This window comes from Colwellia sp. Bg11-28, from assembly GCF_002836245.1.
Lineage (GTDB): Bacteria > Pseudomonadota > Gammaproteobacteria > Enterobacterales > Alteromonadaceae > Colwellia > Colwellia psychrerythraea_A.
The window spans coordinates 168651-188984 of sequence record NZ_PJBA01000008.1; the positions used below are offsets into that span (position 1 = coordinate 168651).

The following is a 20334-nucleotide window of genomic DNA, read 5'->3' on the forward strand; positions in this document are numbered from 1 at the left end:
TGAAGAATTAAAAGTAGTAAATATTTTAGCTGATTTAAGTGGATAGACCAACAATATGTTGTAGATTATGACACAATAGCGGGCAAATTTTTCACTGACCTTTAGCCAATTTTTATGATCAGCCCTTTTATTGTTAATGATAAGAACTTATTCCTTAGTCGCTTCCCTGTTTCACAAGTAAACCGCAGTTTACAAGCATGGGATTCAGCCGATGAGTACCTAATAAACCATGTGCATGATCAAAATTTAATTAACGCGCAAACAAAGGTGGCTATTTTTAATGATGCTTTTGGTGCACTGGCTGTTAATTTTTGCCAATCGACGAGTGAGAATCCTGAAGTTATTTCTATTAATGACTCTTACATTAGTAGTGAAGGGGCCAGCTATAACATCGAGCAAAATAGCTTAGATGATAGTCATTTTACCCAACTAAACTCTCTTGATAGTTTGCCAAATAATATTGATGTCATTTTATATAAAATTCCTAAAAGCAAATCACTGCTCATCGAACAACTCATTCAAATAAAAAAATCAGTAAATGAAAACTGTATTTTTATTGCCGCAGACCGCGCCAAAGAGATCCACAGCTCAACTCTAAAAGTGTTTGAAAAACATTTAGGCACAACAAAAACCTCTTTAGCAGTTAAAAAAGCACGCTTAGTTTTTTGTCAGTTTGATAATAAGCAAGTTCATCAGTCCCCTTTTCCAACTGTGTGGTCTATCCCACACAAGTCTACCAATGATTTACCATCTCGCGAGTTAACCATTAGCAATCATGCCAATGTTTATGCCCGTGAAAAGCTGGATATTGGCGCACGATACTTTATTGAGAATTTGCCTACAGTTGCTGCTAACAGCACAGTAATAGACTTAGGTTGTGGCAATGGTGTTATCGGCCTCACCGTTTTAGCAAATCAACCAGAAGCACACGTTCAGTTTATTGATGAATCTACCATGGCAATTTCTTCAGCGAAGCAGAATATAATGACAAACCTGCCTGACGTTATTGAACAATGTGAATTTACCCTTAACGACTCTTTGACCGATATAGAAGGTGGTAGTGTTGATTTGATTTTATGTAATCCGCCATTTCATCAAAATACCGCGACAACTGATCATATCGCTTGGCAGATGTTTAAAGACAGTCACCGAGTATTAAAAAAAGGTGGTGAGTTACGTATTATTGGTAACCAAAAATTAGCTTATCATATTAAGTTACAGCGTCTATTTGGTAATGAAACCCTAATCGCCAGTAATGATAAGTTTGTCACTCAATCAGCAATTAAACGATAAAATAGAGAAAACAATGAACTTCAATACACTTAAATCAATAGCCCTAACCTTATTGCTTACGAGCATTGTCGGCTGTAGTACTGCACCTACACATTTAATTGTTTCACCTCAAGTTTATCTATCACCCTCAAATCAATTATCTGGCAAAGAAGCACAGCTGAACGTTGTTGATATGCGAACTAGCCCGCATATCATCCAGATACTAGAAAAAGATGAAGCGGCAATCATTCTTTCGTCCGAGCAACGCCTTGAAGATATTATTCAAGGACTATTAGTGAAGCAGTGGCAACAACAAGGTTTATCTTTGGCTAGCTCAGCAAATAATCAAATAACCGTTTCCATAGAAAAAGCTATTATCAGTGTTGATCAAGAAAGTGTCAGTTACAGCACTCAAAGTGAAATTATCATCAAAGTTTCAATTGATAATACCAAACAGACGCTAACTAGCAGCTTTAAAAATAGAGCGCACAGTGAAGGTGCTCTTAACGCAGATATCGCGGTATTAGAACGTGAATTTAATCAACATTTAAGTACCTTGATAAAACAAATCCTAACCAGTAAAGATATTAAAACCTTCTTATAATATTAGGCAATGCGACAAACATCCTTCAATCAAAGGTAGGCAGATAATTGTGAAAAATATCGTTCAATTTATTATAACAAGCACCTTGCTAATCTTAAGTAGTTTTAGCTATGCGGTTGATCCAACTAATATTTATCCTAAAGTAAAATTAGAAACATCTATGGGCGTTATTGTAGTTGAACTCGATAGAGTGAAAGCACCCATTACGGTGAATAATTTTCTGGAGTATGTGGTAAAAGGTGAATATAACAACACTATATTTCATCGCATAATAGACGATTTTATTGTACAGGGTGGTGCTTATGACGCTAAATTTACCGCCAAAGAATTAGGCAAAAATATTGTTAACGAATCAGGAAATGGCCTGAAAAATGAAATGGGCACTATCGCGATGGCGAAAGAAAATAGACCCCATACTGCCAACCGCCAATTCTTCTTTAATCTTGCGGATAATACAACGTTAGACCCTGGAAGAAAATGGGGTTACGCGGTTTTTGGCGCTATTATTGAGGGTGAAGAAGTACTAGAAGCCATCGCAAAAGTACCAACAGATTATAACGAAACTATGGCTTGGAATGATGTCCCGATAAAACACGTCACTTTAATTAAAGCCACATTATTACCTGCTGATGAGTAAGTTTAATAATAATCTTCACCAACAGTAAATTACAAAAAAACACTAAATAAAAATGAATTTTCTTTGACAAAAAGCCAACTATCACCGATACATAAGTTAGCCAATAAATTTTCTCGCACTTCAATTCAAGCCGTGAAGCAATAATAAAGGCATTAATACTTTTCGGTGAAAATTAAACCTATAGCTAACCACCGTCATCTTCTGTACCAAACGGTACATGTATTTTAAGGGGACATCATGATAATTGAACAATTCATCGATCATAAAATACTACAAATGCATGCCTACGTGAGCGCAGTCATTGAGAAAAAACTACACTATACTGAGCTCGACCATTTTATTTTAGATACCATGTCTGAGTGGACTTTATTAAAAGTGATTGATGAAACACCACACAGCGCTAAAGAACGTGTATTTTGGCATTTGATGCATGAAGTTAGCTTACATGGTGCTCAAGCCTTAAACCAAGATCTGTTTTTCAAAAGTGAAATGAATACCTGCTTAGATTTTTTTAACGGTATCGGTAGCTATCCTATTGATTGTATTGGCTGGCGTCCTATCCCGTAACTGAGCCGATTAGCGATTCGTCACTAAATATCACTCAAATATCGCATACCGCTTCTGCAAACAACAAGCCTCTGATAAACTTAGAAGAAATAAAAACCTAATTTAAGTTACTCGTTAATGCCGCAAATGCCCACAACTAGCCAAGTAGACAACAGTTCCTTTAAAGAGGCTATTTTAAATAAGCGCATGCTTATTTGTATTTTTACTGGCTTTAGCTCAGGTCTACCACTGTTTGTTTTATATCAATTGGTTCCAGGCTGGTTACGTGATGAAGGGGTAAGTCTTACTGAAATTGGACTTTTCTCATTAATTGGCATTCCTTATGTGTGGAAATTCCTTTGGTCACCACTCATGGACCGCTACTCTCTGGGCATACTTGGCCGACGACGAAGTTGGATGTTAGTAACACAACTTTTACTGTTAGGCTCTATTGCTGGTTTTGGCTTTGTGAATCCTATAATGGATATATGGTCTGTCGCTTATTTAGCTGCAGCAGTGGCTTTTTTCAGTGCCAGCCAAGATATCGTGCTTGATGCCTATCGACGAGAGTTATTACCCGATAACGAGCTTGGCTTAGGTAACTCAGTTCATGTTCAGGCATACCGACTTTCTGGACTGGTACCGGGATCACTCGCTTTTATTCTAGCCGATCATATGAGTTGGCAGTCGGTCTTCGTGATAGTCGCAGCTTTCATGTTATTAGGCGTATTACTAACACTGTTCATTAAAGAGTTAGACTCTGAGCATGCTGCACCTAAAAGCCTGCGAGAAGCTATTGTCTTACCATTTAAAGACTTCGTTCAGAGTAAAGGGCTTAAATCTGCAGGTTATACGCTATTGTTTCTTGTACTTTATAAGTTAGGAGACAATATGGCGACAGCATTGCAAACGCCATTTTTCATTGATATGGGCTTTAGCAAAACTGAAATAGGTGTTGTTGCCAAGACCTCCTCATTAATTGCAATGACCATTGGTATAGTCGTTGGCGGCTTAGTGATGGTTAAGCTCAGCATTAATCGAGCGCTATGGTTATTCGGTTTTGTACAAATTTTAAGTATTTTAGGCTTTGCTGCCCTCGCTGAAATTGGACATAACACCTATGCTTTAGCCATCGCTATGGGATTTGAGTATTTAGGCGTTGGTTTAGGCACCGCTGCTTTCACAGCTTTTATTGCTAAAACGACTAATCCCGCCTTTGCAGCAACACAAATTGCCTTATTTACTGCCTTAGCCGTAGTACCACGTACTTTTGCTAATGCCACAACAGGAGTCATTGTTGAAGCAATAGGTTGGACAAATTTCTATTTTCTTTGTACGGCTTTAGCTGTTCCAGGTATGTTGATGTTACTTAAAGTTGCCCCTTGGAATGAGACATCCCTTAATTCGAGCACAAGTTAACCATTATGATAAAATTTTTCTTTTTAATGCCCATTATTATGTGTGCCATTTGGATTTGGTATCTTAACGTACATGAGTACAGCCTTAAGGAAGGTATCAAAGGTTTTACTTACATTCTCGCTTTCAACACTATCATCATTGGTTTTTTCGTGATGATGATTTATATAACACACTGATTTATAAGTTTTATAAGAAAGTTTTGCCAAGATTTAAGTTTCAGGATTCCTGAGAGAGTTATGATTGAAGCTCATCTTTTATTAAGGGTAATACAGACAAAAATTCAGACAACAAATGATGGCGTTATTTGATAAGAAACATAGCAAGCAGGTTTTTTATAACATACACTAATGCCATATTTTTATAGCTTTTATTAGTCTTATGTTAATTGTTGATCAAAGTGTTTTAGATGATATTGGTCGTGGCTTCTCTGTTCCGGCCCAACCCAAACTGCTGCTAGAGTTATTGACACTTATGGCAGAAGCAAATCCAGATATTAACGCCATTAGCCGTGCCATTAGTAAAGACATCGCGGTCAGCGCTACTATTTTAAAAACCATTAATTCGCCTCTATACGGCCTAGGTAGAACAATAACCGATATAAAAATGTCAGTGAACTACATTGGTATTTTTGGTGTCGTCATGTTGGTCACGGGTAGCTTACTTAAAAAGAGTTTTGATCCCAAAAGCTGCAGCATTAATTTGGAAGACTTTTGGCAAGTCACTTCTGATATTGCCAATGCGGCCATGTTGCTTGGGCAAAGGTATAAACCTGAGATTGCTAATGATAGATTTTTAGCTTAGGGTTATTTCATGCCTGCGGTGTACCTGTGATGGCGATGAAATATAATGATTACCAACAGCTATTAGATAATGCATTAACAACGCCAGAGATCGCGCTTACTCAAGCTGAAGAACAACATTATGGCGTGAATCATGCGACTATTGGTTATTATGTTGCCAGTTCATGGCGACTACCCAAAGACGTGTGCCAAATTATTTTACAGCACCGTGATAGAAACTTTATTAGTGAACTTAACGGCTCACAAGAGCAAGATTTATTTGCTGTACTTAAGTTAAGTGAACAGTTAATTTCAATGAAGTATTCCGATTTTTCTAGTGCGGACTGGCCCTATGTGCAAGAAAATGTTTGCAAGATATTGGCAATTGATGAAGCGACTTTACAGAGTTTAGTTTCAGAGTTTACTGTGAGTACATAACAAATAATAACGGCACAACTAACTAATTAAAGATGCTAGCAAAGCACCTTTAATTAGTTCACCTATGGTTTATCGTAAACCGTTAGTGAACTGGCCCCAAGAAAGTAATAACGCTCTAAAGTCATCTAAACCACAGCTAGCCATTTCATTTTGATCTAAATGAATATGCTCATCGGTTAACATCTCAGGTAAACCTTCACCACTGCCGTTTAACGAACCATTCATGCTCACATTAGTTTGAATCGAGACATCTTCATTATTTAAGGTAATCGAATATTCGCTACCTGTGATGAGTAGCTCTTGAGACTGTCCGGTTTCAATGTTATCAATCGCAGTTAGTAGATCGGTAAGCTTAGTAACGTTATGTCCTAGTTCAACTTCCATCCACGGACCTATGACCTCATGCTCTAAAGAAAAGAGCGCTCGGGCTTCGCCTGTTATGGCGTCGTGTACAAATTCGTATTCCATAGCCTTTCCTATCAATGGGGTATAAAAGGGCCTACATTAAGTGTAGCAAGCTTTGCAGCTTTAATAAAAAATAGTATAACTTCGTAAGGTAATTACTGTGCTTGCCAATGGCAATCAAGTAGTACTTTATTATCCACTAATTTATCTTCTTGGCTCAAATATACTTGACCCGTAAAGTTATCATTTACACCAATAACACCCACGCCTTTCGGTGTACCTGTCATGACAATGTCGCCATCTTCAAGACTCATAAACGTTTGCAGTTCCGTTAAGATATCATCAGGTTTTGCCATCATTAAATTAACGCCCCCCTGCTGCTTGGGAACATTATTAATCATAAGTGATAAGTTTAATGTCTGAATGTCTTCTTGCTCAATACTGACAAAATCACTGAAAATAGCTGAGTTATCAAATGCCTTAGCACGTTCCCAAGGAAGTCCTTTACCTTTTAACTTTCCTTGTACTTCGCGTTTAGTTAAATCTAGACCAAGGGCCACTGCAGTGAATTTTCCACCCTGGTAGAGAAAACTTAACTCAGCCTCATAATGTAATACATCATTATTATGCTTAGCATTAAGCACGGTATTAATTGCTGAATTAGGCTTTAAAAACACCACCATTTCATCCGGTATTTCATTGGCCAGCTCTTTGATATGGTCTACATAATTACGACCTATACAAATAACTTTTGAGGGTGTTATTTGTTGTGCTGATTTTTCAGCTGAAACTAAGGTGACAGTATTCATAAAAGGACCTATTTAGCCTGTAAGAATTTATTAGCGAGCATACTAATCAGTTACAGGGTATTGGACAAGTTGATTTTCTGATTGACGGTAAAATATAAACGCATGCACCTCACCATTAAGACTAATAACCATATAAATTCAAGTAACAGTAAAATAGCAAAGACAAAATATAAGCTCGGTTCAAAGAGTACTGCCACCAGTGATAATCCACTAAAAATATGCATGTAGTAAAGTGCTAAACCATGTTTTTTATTTAAAAATTCATGCATATGAGGAATGAATTGCATCGCAGAGAAGTCAATCAAACAGCGTTGTTGAAGATGGGTGTAACTCAGAAAGGGTAATATTTTTAGTAACATACCTTGGATCACGGAAAGCAAATAAAAATAAATGAAAACTGCCGTTAATAACATCCCCTTATCAGGTAGTGATATAAATAAAGGGGTCTGTGCTGCGCTATAAAAACTATCCGGTAAGAAGTACAGTATATTGAGTAACAATAATGTTCCCGCAGCCAATTGCCAGTACTTAATACTGGTGTCGGGTACTTTACGTTTGCGCTTATTGATCACATAAAATAAGCTAAAGGCAAACACGCCATGACTAATGACAATTAGCCCTAAGGTAAACTCAGTATAAAAAGCATACACTATCAGTAAGATAAAAATGCTGATACCAAGATATTGTCTTATGTATTTCGGCATAGTGGGAGCAACATGAAACATAGGCAATACTTGAAAGCTCACCGCAATAATTAACATACCTGCCCAGCCAACTAACCCCATTAGCGCATGGATATCAGTAACATGTTTATCAAGGCTAATAAATGGCACCGTGATGCCTAATCTATTGGCTAAAAGCAATATTCCTAACAGCAGCAATATTACCAATGACGTTATCGCTAAGCGAAAGCAATTAATGGAATCACCCTGGCTTATTTTTTTGATTAGCACCCAAATAATAGCACCGAGATAAATACTTAACCCCAAACTAAGCAACACCAATGCAGCGAGCGTTAACCAGTTAGTCGCAAGAATAAAACTGAGCATTAAGGCCATTACACCAACACAATATAAAGCGTGGCTAGTGGTCGCAATGAGTCTAGGTTTAGCAATACCAATACCACCGATTACGGGTAATAATTGTAATAATGCGCCCATCATCACCATGGTTATAAAGCCTAAGGTAAAGCCGTGTGTCAGCGCCAACATACTCGGCTGCCAACGACTTAGCCAAAGAGTTTCCCCTGAAAATAAAACTAATAGCGCACAAGCGATGATAAAGATTGGTGCACTTAAGAAAAAACGAAAAGGTAAATCGATAGGAGGTAATGCATTAAATGACAAGCCTGACATATTCATAGCGAGCCCTTACTTTGTTGTACTTTGAAAGGTTTGACCGTCAAAGTGCTGTTCAAACAATTGTTGTTCGATGTGGCGATAGATGAACAATGAAATATGATCATCATCATGTACTTGGCAGTGGTACGCCCAACCGGCTTTAATCAGTTTTTCATACAAAGGAAAGGGTTGCCGTCTATGAGTAACCAATAAACAATGACCTAGATCCAAACTAGCCAACGCAGTTAATATCACTGTCATTGGCTCAGGTGGAGCAAGTTCACTTACATCAACAGCTACAAGCTCCATGATGATTTAAACTGCTGCGTTGGCTTTAAAGCCCTCGATAAGCTGCTCGCCATCGCTTAAATGTTGCGCCATCATAGGATAAAGCATCATTTCTTCTTTCATATTATGCTGCTGCATCATTACCATCAAGGTTTCAGATAAGCCTAAATATTCATCTTTATCTTTGGCAGCAAGCGCATTATCAAGGGATTGAACCAGCGCACGCATTTGCTGATGTTCCATGCGCATGACTTGTGTCGGTCCTGCTGTCATTCCAGTAGCTTGTTCAAACTGTGGAAATAAAGTATCTTCTTCTTGGGCAAGATGCTCAGTTAATTCACTGGTAAATAGCTGCCATTTAGCTAATGCCAACGACCAATCTTTATCGGCAACAGCGGCTTCGGCTTCAGAAAAAAACTCATCACATTCTCTATGTTTTGTCGTCATGTACTCTGGAATTGAACTCATAAAACTTCCTACTATCTATTATCAATGTTGGCATGTTAAAGCAGGAACTAATGCCATGTTTTGACCTACATTAACAAAATCTCAAGCAAATAATAAATATTATCGCTAGAGCCTCTATTGATGTTCTAAATCAATATGGTTAAGAGTAAAAATCCGCAATAGCCAACAGCACTATGATCAAAATAACGCTAAAGCTGTTCACAAGTGAATACTAGTTTTCACTGTTGATAACAGTTCAAAACTAACCTTTAAGGTAGGCTCATTACTTTATCCTTTTTACATGGTCCAAACTTATGACATTCAATAAAACATTGTTAACACTATCGTTAACCTGTTCATCATTTTACAGTGTCGGCGCCGCCTTTCAGTTGGCTGAGCATAGTGCTGCTGGTTTAGGTCGAGCGTTTGCTGGTGAAGCTGCAATTGCCGATGATGCATCTGTAATTGCACGCAACCCTGCCCTTATGGCGCAATTTGATCAAATAGAGTTATCATTTACTGGCACTTACGTTATACCTGATGTCAGCTTAACGGGTATTGATGCACCAACGGGTATTAACCCAGTAGCATTGAATGATAGTAGTATTGCGCCAAGTGCCATCATTCCAGCAATATATCTAGTAGTGCCGCTAAATGACAAGTTTGCTCTAGGTTTTGGCACCTTCTCTAATTTTGGTTTAGCCACTGAGTTTGATGATGATTATGCTGCGGGGCAACTCGCGGGGGAAACGTCAATTACTACGGTTAATTTTAATTCCAGCCTCTCTTATAAAGTAAATGATAACTTTGCCATAGCTGGGGGGTTAAATGTTATTTATGCCGATGCTTCATTAATACGTAATTTTGGTGACAGTCCGCTGCCTTTGCCACCTGAAACGGTGGCCGCAAATTTGGCTGGCGATGATATATCCTATGGTTGGAACCTAGGTTTATCGTATGATTTTAACGAAAACAATAGACTAGGTTTTAGTTATCGAAGTGAAGTAGAACTAACACTTGAAGGTGATTACAGTAATGGTTTACCAGCTAACCTTGGTGGCTTAGCGGGTGACGTAGACATGGGCACCATGGATATAACCTTGCCAGCTATTATGGAGTTTTCAGGTTTTCATCAATTAAATAGTTCCTTAGCTGTGCATTACTCAGCCGTGTGGACTGGTTGGAGTAGTTTTGATGAGCTAGCGGGATACGCTGAAGGTGTAGAAGACCCTGTGTTTTCAAAAGAAGAGAACTTTGCTGATTCAGTGCGATATGCCATTGGTGCCACCTATCAATTAAGTAGCAATATAAAGCTCAGAACAGGTATTGCTTATGACCAAACACCCACCGATGAAGAACATCGATCGATCTCAATTCCTGATAGTAATCGTATATGGATAAGTGGCGGCTTAAACTATAGCTTTGACGACCAATCATCGATAGATTTAGGTGTCAGTGTCATTCAAGGCAATAGTGAAACATTCACTGAAAAAGATGACTTAGGTCAACAGTGGACATTCGAATCACAAGGTGATGCTTACATTGTTTCTGCACAATATAACCATGTTTTCTAAGGTGTTGTGTGATGGTTTAATGACTAAGGATAGCTGAAGAGTTTAGATAAATTAAGTTAATCCTCGCGAAGTATGGCGAGGATTATTATTCTAGTAGGACGCTAAGGTCATTTTTTACTGTTCATCTTTTACCGCTAACAAGTTACGAATCGAAACGGTGATTTCTTCAATATTATCGACATCAACCGGAGCAATGAAAATGGTGTCGTCACCAGCAAGGGTGCCTAAAATACCTGCAGACTCACCCATGCTATCCAGCATACGAGAAATTAATGGCGCAGCGCCAATACCTGTCTTTAAGATAATTTGCATTTGATTATGCTTAACACTCAATACCACTGATTCGATTGATTGCTTTGATTTTGGTACGGCCAATTCATCCGGCAGAATATAAATCATTTCATTATTGGTATTACGCGTTTTAACTGCACCGAGTTTAGATAATAAGCGAGAAATTTTCGCTTGCGACATATCTTCGAACCCCTGCGAAGCAAGAGCTTCTGCTAACTGACCTTGAGAACCATAACATTGTTCTTTTAATAATCTTTTAAATGCTTGAACTAATAGGGATTCTTTTTGTTTTCGGGTGCTAGTCATTTAGCTTCTTCATATAATTAATTGATATTAATTAATTCTACACTATTGATACTCAATTAGTGAATATTTATTCAATAATAATCATGTTTTTTAGACTGAAATCACTGTCCTATCATTATCTCAACGAAAATCATTAAAATCAGCATTTAATTGGTAAGCTTTTTAGGGGGATTTTGTGCAACACCACACGTTCTATCTGTGAATGCGACAATGCTATCAGTAATCAAAGTCGCTTCTGCGTCACCTTTGAGTTATGGCTAGCAGTAAGTTTATTAGCGTTAATGACTTAAAAAAACAACTCCGTCTTAGGGCTGTCACTAAAAAAATAAAGATGAACTAAAGATAAGTACTATTTTATCGGTCACTACAATGACATAACAAAATCTAATAACGCTTGTCTATCTGCTGGTGTCATAGCCATGAAGTCTGCTTTACTTTGCTGTGCTTCACCGCCGTGCCATAAAATAGCTTCTTCAACCGTTGCAGCTCGACCATCATGTAAAAATCCTGCGGCAGGGTTAACCGTTTTAGTTAAACCTATTCCCCATAAAGGCCTGGTTTTCCATTCAACGCCGGTAGCAGTGAAGTCTCTACGGTTATCAGCTAAACCTTCGCCTAAGTCATGCAGCAACATATCAGTGAAAGGATATATTTTCTGACCTTTCAAACCATCAGGTGCTGGTAAACCACCCACTAATAACTCACCCTTTGCGGTGGTAAAATCGGGTTGATGACAGCCAGTACAATTAACTTGATCAAAAAGCTGGGCACCCGCTATCACAGATTCATTTTCAATATTTCGTCTTGCTGGTACTGCCAACGTTTCAGCATAAAACACCACCTCATCAGAAAATTCTTGCGAAGCTTCGGTATTACCTTGCTCATCAACACCGGTATCAACAAAGTTTGTCCGTGTTAAATAACTTTCATGCAAAGGCGTGTTAGCAATACTTTCATCCGGGAATAATGGATTGGTCACGCCCATATCGCCTCGTAATGCCCCAAGTGATTGCACACGAACGCTCGGCGTACTGGCTTTCCAACCAAAGCGACCTAAAGAGACAGGTACAGGATCATTACTTTGTGCTTTGATAGGATCAAACACCCAATTTGGACGCCCAGATATTCCATCACTATTAGAGTCATTTTCATCGGCATTTGCCAAAATATCAGTATCACTGATAAGTTCAAGCAAACCTAAGCCGAACACTGGCATACCATTTCTTGGACTGTATCGAACATCGGCTTGTAAAATAGCACTGTCTAAACGGTTTTCGGCACTCACATCATAAGGCTGTTCAATCGAAAAAATAGGCTTTTTAAGTTCAACGGAACTGCCATCGGCATATTCCACGGTCGAATATTCATACGCAAGATACACATCTGCTTGACCAATGAAAGGGTTTTCTTGCCAATCATCTCGAGCTTTTAATACGCCCCGATGAAATAGCTGTGTGCCAAAACCATCAACACCCGCATTTTTACAGTAATTGTTATCTGCAGATGGATTAGAACATTCACCATCATCAATACTCATGCGTAAGAAAATTCCAGCTTCAGAACCCAATAAAACACGCTCTTGACCTTGTGCCAAGGTAATCGTTGACGATCGACCATCACGTTGATGACAAGAATTACAATCTTGATTATTAAAGACAGGCCCTAAACCATCGAGTTCAGGGTGTTCACTATTTGGAGCCGTAGTAAATGCTGTTTCAAAATGAGCATCTCCGGCTAAATGTTGAGTTAACTGTTCAGTAGTTAGATTAGGCATAGGCGTTGAAAATCCATGTCCTGAATCACTCGCACTTACCGCGGTAGCATCACCACCTAATTGGCTTATATGGGTATAGGCAACTTGGGCTTTTGATTGTGTTTCTTCTTTTTTATCTGAGCTGCTTGAGTTACAGCCAGAAACAATTATCGAACTTGCGATAATGATGGCCAAGTTTGACCATTTTGCTCTTATTAAAATTTTCATAGGAATACTTCCAGGACATTCTTCTAAACGATTGTGCATCCTTGCACAACATTCATCCTTGAAAAACGCTCATGATAACTAGCTACACGACTACGGCTGTTGCCATTCATTCAACTGCGTTAGCACATCATTCTCTAACGAGGTTTGCAATGTTGTTAACTTATCAATTGCTGTTTGAATTCGAACGCGAGCATCTGCATCATTAATGGCCTGTCTAAAAGGTAGGTCATTGTCTCCAGCAACGGCTTTAATGGCTGCGATAGCATCAACTATTTCAGTATCGACGCGCGTTGCAATAGCAGCATCCGCTGCTGTAACAAAATCAATAATACCGGTTTTATCCGCTTGCCCTAGAAACTCACCACGATAAACATTTTGAACACCTTGAATATTGTCAGTAAAATCAGCCAGAGAGTTCCAGCTATATTGTGATTCTACTTTTGTGGTATCGATATTATCAATACTGCTGCCAAAAGGTTCAGCGATTTTACCATTGCCGACTTCATCCACTATGCCAATCATGCCGTTAATTAATTCTTGGACTACACCTAACGAAGAAGAATAAACCTCATTATCCGGAGTTAGTAATAAGTCTTTATAGGCTGGAGAGTTAGCATCATTAGGATCATTGGCAACAGTCCATGCATCAAACAATGTTTGCGTATGAGATTTGAAAACCTCCGCAGTAGCAGATAAATATTCACGCTCTAAGGCTGTCATTTCACCAATAGCTTTTTCATTGTCGGCAACACCGTCACCAAACAATAAAAACTCCATGGTATGGAAACCCTGTACGTCATCATTAAATGCTTTTAATTGAGTCGCGTTAAAACCTGATTGAGTATTTAACAATGCTTGTAAGTCACTGGTATTTAATGGCCAAGTATCTAAATGTGGGTCAATAGAAAGTGCATCAACAGGACCGAATATATGAGACTCGCCTTGTTCCCAATGTACACGAACATCTTTCCAAGCTTGTTGCGCTGCCGCTAAATTTTCTTCCGTAGCCGTATTGGCTAAGTTTTGAGTGGCTAATAAGTAAACTGCGGCCTCATCATTAAGATTTTTATAGCCTGCAACAATCACATCATTGGTTAAATTAGTGATCATTTCTGTTGCGTCAAAAGTAAATTTTGATTCTACTTCAGGTACAACAGCATCATTTGATGAACTACCACCGCAACCAGTAAGAAATACGCTCGACAAGGCCAAAGCCAGAAGTGATTTTTTTAACATTTTATTATATTCCTTGTTTAAATATTGATATTGATTAACTAGGGTCTGTTAACCTTTCGCAGTTAAATTTTGTTCGCCTTTTTTAAAGAGAGTAAAGCGTTTTAATCGCGCGAGTAGTGTGTGACCTAGTCATTCTAAGTAAACACTGCTTAACAAAGAGTAAAACGCTTTTAGCCGAATCCTTCGGACAGCGTTTGTAGGGTCTTTTTACTGCGATATCGCCTTTTTATGTGGAATAACCACATGACAAATGCTCTGCCTTGTATAAATACCCAACAATTCGCTGCAAAAATAATTTCGAAAGTTCAACAGACCCTATTATTAAAGTTTTTATATTGAGAAAAAGTACCCCATCGATAGACTGAAGCTTGTGCTGTCATCCAAATCACTTTGTGCATACATCTGTTGTGCTACTTGAGCTTTTAAGACAATGTTTTTGATAGGAAAGTAATTAATACCTAAGGCAACTGATTCTTTATTAAAACGTTCAGTTGCATTGCCCTGCTCAACCTCTTTGATTGGGTTGGCATATTCATAAGTGGTGTATAAATAAAGAGGATTACTTAAATTAAAAAGACCTTGGCTGTTATAAGCAAGTTCAACAAATGAAGATTCTGCTTCACTGCCCAGTTGTGCGAAGTTACCTGGTTTAAGGCCAGGTGTGGTTTTATTGGCATTGGTTATCGCTTCACTGTCATCTAAAGTACCAAAGAGATATTGCCCTCTAACTTGCCAGTTTTCATAGCGGTAAGCTCCATGAAGACCGATGATAGTGAGATTTCCGTCACCAGCAACTTTAGCGGTATTATTGCGGTTTCCTGAAGTGTCACCTGTGTAATAACTAACGCCAAACCCTTTACCTGCTTTTATGTCACCGTAATCTAAACGAAGCGTTAGTGCTAAATCATCAGCATTCACTTGTTCAAATCTTTTTTGATGTCCCGTAGCTACCCATTCATAAGTTCGAAAATACTCTGAATTTAAACCTGTTGTTATTAAGGTTTGTGCCGTGAATCCCTGCCATTTACTGATCAAGTTAACGCCTGTTTCGTGCCATACTTGTGGGATGAGTGTGGCTTCACTCCAATGTCGTTGAGTCGTAAAATACTGACCTGGTTTATGTAAGTCTGTGCCTAAACCGACAGGAACAAAGATATGACCCATTTTAATGGTGAAGTTTTCATTGGCTGTATATTTTGCTTGTAGCTTTTCAACAATAACCTCACCGCCTGCTTCAATTTCGGTTTCAAATTCGCCAAACTCTTCAAAACCATCATATTCAAGCGTTGAACCCACTCCGCCATGTTCATATTCAAGTTCAATTTCTACTTGCCATTTAGCATCAAAGTCGTAAACAAACTCTAAGACGACTCGCTCTAAATCAGTGGTCGCTTTTCGCTCTGGGTCAATATCTTGGATATTACGATAAATCTCTTCGCTCTTATAAAGCACACTACCGTATGAGTTAATTTGCCAATTTTTATCATTGTTATAACTTGCTGTTTTTTCCTCATGACGCTGCTCTTGCGCACTTATCATTGTTGTTTTTAATTCTGCTAATTGTTTTTCAATCAACTGCAGTTGCTCTTTCTGCTTTAATATTTCGGTCTGTAACTCAGTCTCACTAGCCGCAAAACTTTGATGATGAAAGAGAAATAGAGTACTTATGGCTATAAATTTTAGGACGTTATTCATGGAATCACTCAAATAAGAACGAGAATTAATGTTATTTGCGCTAATGATAATGACACTTGATTACAATTACAAGTGAGAATTGTTTTTATTTGCAATAACTGTAATTTGATCAACTTATTGCTAAAGAACAAGTAAAGCTCAATAGGTGCTAACTTCATGACTACTGCTTAAAGCATAAAAATATACGCCACTGTTAATGATAAGTTTTATGGCAATAATGGCACTTCGTGAATTACTTTTTGAAACCTATCTTTACAATTGAAATGAATAATTTTCGTTGTTTTTTTTGACTAAGGGTTATCACTAGCGCACACTCTGTTGTCGATATTTTTTATCAAAAAAATTACAATCAAATAACAACTAAATAACATAAAATGTAGTCCCACAACTAATTTGATTCGGTTCAAAACTACATAAGAAAAGTAGGATAGCTATGATTAAAATGAAACAATTTCTGAGCTGGTCAGTAATACTGCCAACACTAGCTCTTAGCGCAGGTTCAGCATTAGCCGATGAAGGTATGTGGCAACCAAACCAATTACCAACTATCGCTAAAGAATTAACCAACGCGGGTTTAAAGTTAAATCCAAATGATTTAACCGATCTTACCGGCTTCCCTATGGGTGCCATTGTTAGTTTGGGTGGTTGTACCGCATCGTTTGTTTCTGATCAGGGCTTGGTAGCAACTAACCATCATTGTGTTTACGGTTCAGTGCAATACAACTCAACAGCAGAAAACAACTTACTTAAAAATGGTTTTTTAGCTAAAAATTTCGCTGAAGAATTACCAGCAACACCAGGTAGTCGCATTTATGTAACAGAAGAGATTACCGAAGTAACTAAATTGGTAAAATCAGGCGTTACAGAGAAAATGTCAGGTAGTGATCGTTACAAAGCGGTTGATACCAATTCTAAAAAATTAGTCGCTGAATGTGAAAATGATGATAGATACCGCTGTAGTGTAGTTAACTTTCACGGCGGTTTAGAATATTACTTATTCAAGCAGCTTACTATTCGTGATGTGCGTTTAGTTCATGCGCCTGCTAGCAGTATTGGTAAATACGGCGGCGATATCGATAACTGGATGTGGCCACGTCACACGGGTGATTACGGTTTTTACCGCGCCTATGTTGGTAAAGATGGTCAACCTGCTGATTTCAGTAAAGACAATGTTCCATACAAACCTAAACATCACTTAAAAGTAAACAAAAGCAGTGTTGATGACGGTGATTACATCATGGTTCTTGGTTACCCTGGCCGAACTAACCGCTACCGTACAGCTTATGAAGTTGAAAATACTTTCTCTTGGACTTACCCACACGCTAAAGCGTACCGTGAAGAGATTATTGATTTAATTCATACGCATTCAGAGGTAGGTAGTGAAGCGCGTATTAAATATGAAAGCACATTAGCTGGTCTTGCTAACTATGCTAAAAACTATGGTTCAATGATCCACAGTTACAACAAGGGTACTTTTTTACAACGTAAGCAAACACTTGAAACGAACTTAGCTAAATGGTTAAACAGCAGTGCAAAGCGTAAAGCCCAATATGGTGAAGCGTTATCTGGTTTAGACAAATTAGTTAAAATGGATGATAAGCAACAAGCACGTGATTTAATTTTAGGTTATATGCGTTACAGCAAAATGTTATCAACTGCGAAAAAACTTCACCGTTTAGCCGTTGAAAACACTAAAGCAAATATTGACCGTGAACGTGGTTATCAAGAACGTGATATCGCCCGTTTTGAACAAGGCATGAAATCTGTTGATCGTCGTTATGATGAAAAAATTGATCAAGAAATCCTTGTAGCTATGCTAACGCACTACGTTGCTTTACCTAAAGCTGAGCGTCTTAAATCATTTGATAAATTCTTTGGGTTAACCAATACCACAGCTAAAAACTTTAACGAGAAGAAGCTTCGCAAGCAATTAAGCAAAATGTATAAAAACACCAAACTTAATTCACAAGAACAACGTTTAGCGCTGATGAATAACTCTGTAAGTGACTTTAACAACAGCAAAGACCCGTTTATTCAATTAGCTGTTTCTAGTTTTAAAGAACGTAAAGCGATTGAAGACAAATCGAAAGAGCTAGCAGGTAATATTCAAGCTTTCCGTCCTAAGTACATGGAAGCGCTTATCGCTTACTTCAACGATAACGACTTACCTGTATATGCGGATGCTAACAGCACTTTGCGTATTACTTACGGTAATGTAAAAGGTTATTCTCCTCAAGATGGTTTAACGGCTACGCCTTATACTACGCTTGAAGGTATTGTTGCTAAAGATACTGGTGTTGCACCATTTGATGCACCACAAAAGCAATTAGATTTAATCAATAAAAAACAGTACGGCGAGTACGCGAAAAAAGCATTGGGCTCAGTACCTGTTAACTACTTAGGTACACTTGATATTACCGGTGGTAACTCAGGTTCACCTACGCTAAATGACAAAGCTGAATTTGTTGGTTTAGTATTTGACGGTGTTTATGAAAGCATTATTGGTGATTGGGATTACGATACTAAGTTGAATCGCTCAATTCACGTTGATGTACGTTACATGCTTTGGGTTATGGAGCACGTAGATGGCGCCACTAACCTAATCGAAGAAATGGATATTGTTGAATAGTCTTTAACTTATTCAAGTCTCACTATAAAAATCCGGCCATGTGCCGGATTTTTTATTTTATATAGATTAATTATCGCTGATGTTAGTACCAATCAGATTAATTAATGGTTCAAATTTTAATGAGGATAAATTTTCAAGAACAAGGTGCTTGATTGAGCAATAGCTGGCTATTGGGATTGAAAGCAACAATGTTATTGAGTATTTAGACCATTTAAAAAGATCATTTAGTTAGTCTGGTTGGTATAACTTAATAGTATTGTCAAAAGCATCTGAATTTTCAAGACTTGTTAAGGCCTCAGCAGTTGGTAAAGAGTCATTGGACACAAATTGAATAACACTTGGGTCAGGCTGGCAAAAGAGTATATCGAATGCCAAACGATCCAAGCCATATAAACCACGATGAATCATATTTGCCGAAAAGATTAATAAATCTTCCGCTTCAAGTTTAATGATTTTTCCTTGTGATAGTGGCTGGTTATTTTTATGACCTGCTTGCTCTAACCTTACTTTAAGCTCTTCAGTAGAGTCCCAACGCTTATGTGTACCTGGCACTAATTCAATACCTGGTTCATCAAGTAAAGGGAGCCGAAAGTGAATTACATCAGATGCCGATAAAGCTACTTTTTGTTGTTCAATAGATAGGTGATATTGCGGATCTCTATGCCAGTAGTTACGCTGCTTCGGGTTCATCGGATTAAAAAATAGTTGGGTATTTAAAAAGCAAGGTTGTTTGCTAATTAGTTCATTAACAATAGACATTACTTTTTCTGAACCAATAAAATCAAACAGCACTTGTCGCTGTCTATCATTTAAGTATTCTCGATTAGTCAGATAAGCTGAATTCACCGCGCTCTGCGCATAATAAGTGGCATTGTCCTTTTGCCATAAACGATGAAACTCAGCTACTACGGTATGTAACTTTAAGACTTCACTTTCATTAAGGAAATTCTTAATTAGTAAGTAACCACTTTCACGGTATGCTTTATTCATTATAAGTTTCCACTTAGCACTTTATCAAATTAACGTCCGCTATTAACATTGCCGTTCAACATTAAGAATTAGTGGTCAGCATTTTCTTCGCGCCAGTATAGTTTTGGTAAAAGGAAATATGTGCTGCTTTAGAGAAGTTATCATCCCTGAGTTCGTATTGAGAAATCCATTGTATAAGCATGGCTAAGTTAGCATCTTGTTCAATTTTAGACGTATATTTGTGCGGTTCCCAAGACCTATTATTGGCATTTTCAATGCAATCATCAACAGATAAATTCATATAGATAATTTCTGTCGATTGTTCCTTTGCGACCTTTAATAAGTCACTATAACAACCCTCAATAACCCAGTGTTCATGCTGTAGCATAAATTTTTCAATCGCTTTAGCACTTTCAACTAACGGCACTCTAGTTGGTGGGTTGGTCGCTTGCCAAGCGAGCAAGTCGAGATCTAAGTGCGCTAATTGCTCTGACGCAGCCAAGCGCTTAGCTAAGGTAGATTTACCGCTAGCTGAATTGCCAAAAACCAACACCTTTCTCAATATTCTTTCCTCACGGCGGAGAGCGTCACTCAGCATGAGTAAAGCTTATTTATTGTCATTACCAATCAAGATGCCTATTTCGGGTGCTCTTGATTGGCAATAAGTAT

The 20334-nt window shown here is 38.1% G+C and carries 20 protein-coding genes and 1 pseudogene; 10 read left to right on the forward strand and 11 right to left on the reverse strand.

Annotated features, from left to right (window positions below; genetic code table 11):
• Window positions 1-114: 114 nt before the first annotated feature.
• The 7 genes from CXF79_RS16780 (at window position 115) to CXF79_RS23850 (ending at window position 5695) form a co-directional block, all read left to right on the forward strand.
• Window positions 115-1293: a methyltransferase gene (locus tag CXF79_RS16780; protein ID WP_011041561.1), complete on the forward strand. Its 1179-nt coding sequence runs from the start codon at window positions 115-117 to the stop codon at window positions 1291-1293.
• A gap of 13 nt (window positions 1294-1306) precedes the next feature.
• Entirely contained in the window at window positions 1307-1876 is a 570-nt protein-coding gene (locus CXF79_RS16785) for a YajG family lipoprotein (RefSeq protein WP_011041560.1), read from the forward strand.
• Between the two features lie 58 nt (window positions 1877-1934).
• The gene (locus tag CXF79_RS16790) at window positions 1935-2513 is read left to right on the forward strand and encodes a peptidylprolyl isomerase (protein WP_041737275.1); all 579 of its coding nucleotides are present in this window, start codon (window positions 1935-1937) and stop codon (window positions 2511-2513) included.
• Between the two features lie 237 nt (window positions 2514-2750).
• Window positions 2751-3080, forward strand: a complete 330-nt coding sequence (locus CXF79_RS16795; protein ID WP_011041558.1) for a hypothetical protein — start codon at window positions 2751-2753, stop codon at window positions 3078-3080.
• A 117-nt stretch (window positions 3081-3197) separates the two neighbouring features.
• Window positions 3198-4478: an AmpG family muropeptide MFS transporter gene (locus CXF79_RS16800; RefSeq protein ID WP_011041556.1), complete on the forward strand. Its 1281-nt coding sequence runs from the start codon at window positions 3198-3200 to the stop codon at window positions 4476-4478.
• A 378-nt stretch (window positions 4479-4856) separates the two neighbouring features.
• Window positions 4857-5279 (forward strand): HDOD domain-containing protein, encoded by a 423-nt coding sequence (locus CXF79_RS23845; RefSeq protein ID WP_101156680.1) that lies wholly within the window; start codon window positions 4857-4859, stop codon window positions 5277-5279.
• Window positions 5280-5308: 29 nt separating this feature from the next.
• Window positions 5309-5695: an HDOD domain-containing protein gene (locus tag CXF79_RS23850; RefSeq protein ID WP_101156683.1), complete on the forward strand. Its 387-nt coding sequence runs from the start codon at window positions 5309-5311 to the stop codon at window positions 5693-5695.
• 69 nt (window positions 5696-5764) lie between these two features.
• Here the strand turns inward: CXF79_RS23850 and CXF79_RS16815 are convergent, their stop codons facing one another.
• The 5 genes from CXF79_RS16815 to CXF79_RS16835 form a co-directional block, all read right to left on the reverse strand.
• The gene (locus tag CXF79_RS16815; RefSeq protein WP_011041553.1) at window positions 5765-6163 is read right to left on the reverse strand and encodes a YacL family protein; all 399 of its coding nucleotides are present in this window, start codon (window positions 6161-6163) and stop codon (window positions 5765-5767) included.
• A gap of 92 nt (window positions 6164-6255) precedes the next feature.
• Window positions 6256-6909, reverse strand: a complete 654-nt coding sequence (locus CXF79_RS16820; protein ID WP_011041552.1) for a fumarylacetoacetate hydrolase family protein — start codon at window positions 6907-6909, stop codon at window positions 6256-6258.
• Between the two features lie 50 nt (window positions 6910-6959).
• A complete protein-coding gene (locus CXF79_RS16825; protein ID WP_101156686.1) occupies window positions 6960-8270 on the reverse strand; it encodes a hypothetical protein in 1311 nt (436 codons plus the stop codon).
• Between the two features lie 9 nt (window positions 8271-8279).
• Window positions 8280-8558 (reverse strand): DUF2249 domain-containing protein, encoded by a 279-nt coding sequence (locus CXF79_RS16830; RefSeq protein ID WP_101156689.1) that lies wholly within the window; start codon window positions 8556-8558, stop codon window positions 8280-8282.
• Window positions 8559-8564: 6 nt separating this feature from the next.
• On the reverse strand, window positions 8565-9005 hold the full coding sequence (locus CXF79_RS16835; RefSeq protein WP_011041549.1) for a hemerythrin domain-containing protein: 441 nt from the start codon (window positions 9003-9005) through the stop codon (window positions 8565-8567).
• A gap of 293 nt (window positions 9006-9298) precedes the next feature.
• On the opposite strand from CXF79_RS16835, the gene CXF79_RS16840 reads away from it, so the two are divergent.
• Window positions 9299-10558, forward strand: coding sequence for an outer membrane protein transport protein (locus CXF79_RS16840; RefSeq protein WP_101156691.1), 1260 nt, complete (start codon window positions 9299-9301; stop codon window positions 10556-10558).
• Window positions 10559-10672: 114 nt separating this feature from the next.
• Here the strand turns inward: CXF79_RS16840 and argR are convergent, their stop codons facing one another.
• From argR to CXF79_RS16855, 3 genes are all read right to left on the reverse strand, one after another.
• Window positions 10673-11155, reverse strand: a complete 483-nt coding sequence (gene argR / locus CXF79_RS16845) for a transcriptional regulator ArgR (protein WP_011041547.1) — start codon at window positions 11153-11155, stop codon at window positions 10673-10675.
• Window positions 11156-11519: 364 nt separating this feature from the next.
• On the reverse strand, window positions 11520-13136 hold the full coding sequence (locus CXF79_RS16850) for a di-heme oxidoredictase family protein (RefSeq protein WP_101156694.1): 1617 nt from the start codon (window positions 13134-13136) through the stop codon (window positions 11520-11522).
• A gap of 90 nt (window positions 13137-13226) precedes the next feature.
• A complete protein-coding gene (locus CXF79_RS16855; protein WP_101156697.1) occupies window positions 13227-14372 on the reverse strand; it encodes an imelysin family protein in 1146 nt (381 codons plus the stop codon).
• A gap of 116 nt (window positions 14373-14488) precedes the next feature.
• Here CXF79_RS16855 and CXF79_RS23730 point away from each other — a divergent pair.
• Window positions 14489-14737, forward strand: a pseudogene (locus CXF79_RS23730) (hypothetical protein).
• On the opposite strand, the gene CXF79_RS16865 reads toward CXF79_RS23730, so the two are convergent.
• Complete coding sequence (locus tag CXF79_RS16865) at window positions 14703-16067, reverse strand: hypothetical protein (RefSeq protein ID WP_101156699.1); 1365 nt, start codon at window positions 16065-16067, stop codon at window positions 14703-14705. The pseudogene CXF79_RS23730 and the gene CXF79_RS16865 overlap by 35 nt on opposite strands.
• A gap of 433 nt (window positions 16068-16500) precedes the next feature.
• Here CXF79_RS16865 and CXF79_RS16870 point away from each other — a divergent pair, with 433 nt between their 5' ends.
• Window positions 16501-18696, forward strand: a complete 2196-nt coding sequence (locus CXF79_RS16870) for a S46 family peptidase (RefSeq protein ID WP_011041542.1) — start codon at window positions 16501-16503, stop codon at window positions 18694-18696.
• Between the two features lie 228 nt (window positions 18697-18924).
• Here the strand turns inward: CXF79_RS16870 and CXF79_RS16875 are convergent, their stop codons facing one another.
• Together CXF79_RS16875 and CXF79_RS16880 are read right to left on the reverse strand one after the other, a co-directional pair.
• Complete coding sequence (locus CXF79_RS16875; RefSeq protein WP_101156702.1) at window positions 18925-19686, reverse strand: phytanoyl-CoA dioxygenase family protein; 762 nt, start codon at window positions 19684-19686, stop codon at window positions 18925-18927.
• A gap of 61 nt (window positions 19687-19747) precedes the next feature.
• Window positions 19748-20227, reverse strand: a complete 480-nt coding sequence (locus CXF79_RS16880; RefSeq protein WP_101156705.1) for an AAA family ATPase — start codon at window positions 20225-20227, stop codon at window positions 19748-19750.
• Between the last annotated feature and the right edge of the window lie 107 nt (window positions 20228-20334).

What these genes read in the sequence shown, in the direction of transcription:
- CXF79_RS16815 (WP_011041553.1), bottom strand. Translation starts at nt 6,163, where the DNA reads ATGGAATACGAATTTGTACACGACGCCATAACAGGCGAAGCCCGAGCG.
- CXF79_RS16840 (WP_101156691.1), top strand. Translation starts at nt 9,299, where the DNA reads ATGACATTCAATAAAACATTGTTAACACTATCGTTAACCTGTTCATCA.
- CXF79_RS23850 (WP_101156683.1), top strand. Translation starts at nt 5,309, where the DNA reads ATGGCGATGAAATATAATGATTACCAACAGCTATTAGATAATGCATTA.
- CXF79_RS16855 (WP_101156697.1), bottom strand. Translation starts at nt 14,372, where the DNA reads ATGTTAAAAAAATCACTTCTGGCTTTGGCCTTGTCGAGCGTATTTCTT.
- CXF79_RS16825 (WP_101156686.1), bottom strand. Translation starts at nt 8,270, where the DNA reads ATGAATATGTCAGGCTTGTCATTTAATGCATTACCTCCTATCGATTTA.
- CXF79_RS16875 (WP_101156702.1), bottom strand. Translation starts at nt 19,686, where the DNA reads ATGAATAAAGCATACCGTGAAAGTGGTTACTTACTAATTAAGAATTTC.
- CXF79_RS16835 (WP_011041549.1), bottom strand. Translation starts at nt 9,005, where the DNA reads ATGAGTTCAATTCCAGAGTACATGACGACAAAACATAGAGAATGTGAT.
- CXF79_RS16865 (WP_101156699.1), bottom strand. Translation starts at nt 16,067, where the DNA reads ATGAATAACGTCCTAAAATTTATAGCCATAAGTACTCTATTTCTCTTT.
- CXF79_RS16800 (WP_011041556.1), top strand. Translation starts at nt 3,198, where the DNA reads ATGCCGCAAATGCCCACAACTAGCCAAGTAGACAACAGTTCCTTTAAA.
- CXF79_RS16795 (WP_011041558.1), top strand. Translation starts at nt 2,751, where the DNA reads ATGATAATTGAACAATTCATCGATCATAAAATACTACAAATGCATGCC.
- CXF79_RS16785 (WP_011041560.1), top strand. Translation starts at nt 1,307, where the DNA reads ATGAACTTCAATACACTTAAATCAATAGCCCTAACCTTATTGCTTACG.
- argR (WP_011041547.1), bottom strand. Translation starts at nt 11,155, where the DNA reads ATGACTAGCACCCGAAAACAAAAAGAATCCCTATTAGTTCAAGCATTT.
- CXF79_RS16780 (WP_011041561.1), top strand. Translation starts at nt 115, where the DNA reads ATGATCAGCCCTTTTATTGTTAATGATAAGAACTTATTCCTTAGTCGC.
- CXF79_RS16870 (WP_011041542.1), top strand. Translation starts at nt 16,501, where the DNA reads ATGATTAAAATGAAACAATTTCTGAGCTGGTCAGTAATACTGCCAACA.
- CXF79_RS16820 (WP_011041552.1), bottom strand. Translation starts at nt 6,909, where the DNA reads ATGAATACTGTCACCTTAGTTTCAGCTGAAAAATCAGCACAACAAATA.
- CXF79_RS16830 (WP_101156689.1), bottom strand. Translation starts at nt 8,558, where the DNA reads ATGGAGCTTGTAGCTGTTGATGTAAGTGAACTTGCTCCACCTGAGCCA.
- CXF79_RS16850 (WP_101156694.1), bottom strand. Translation starts at nt 13,136, where the DNA reads ATGAAAATTTTAATAAGAGCAAAATGGTCAAACTTGGCCATCATTATC.
- CXF79_RS23845 (WP_101156680.1), top strand. Translation starts at nt 4,857, where the DNA reads ATGTTAATTGTTGATCAAAGTGTTTTAGATGATATTGGTCGTGGCTTC.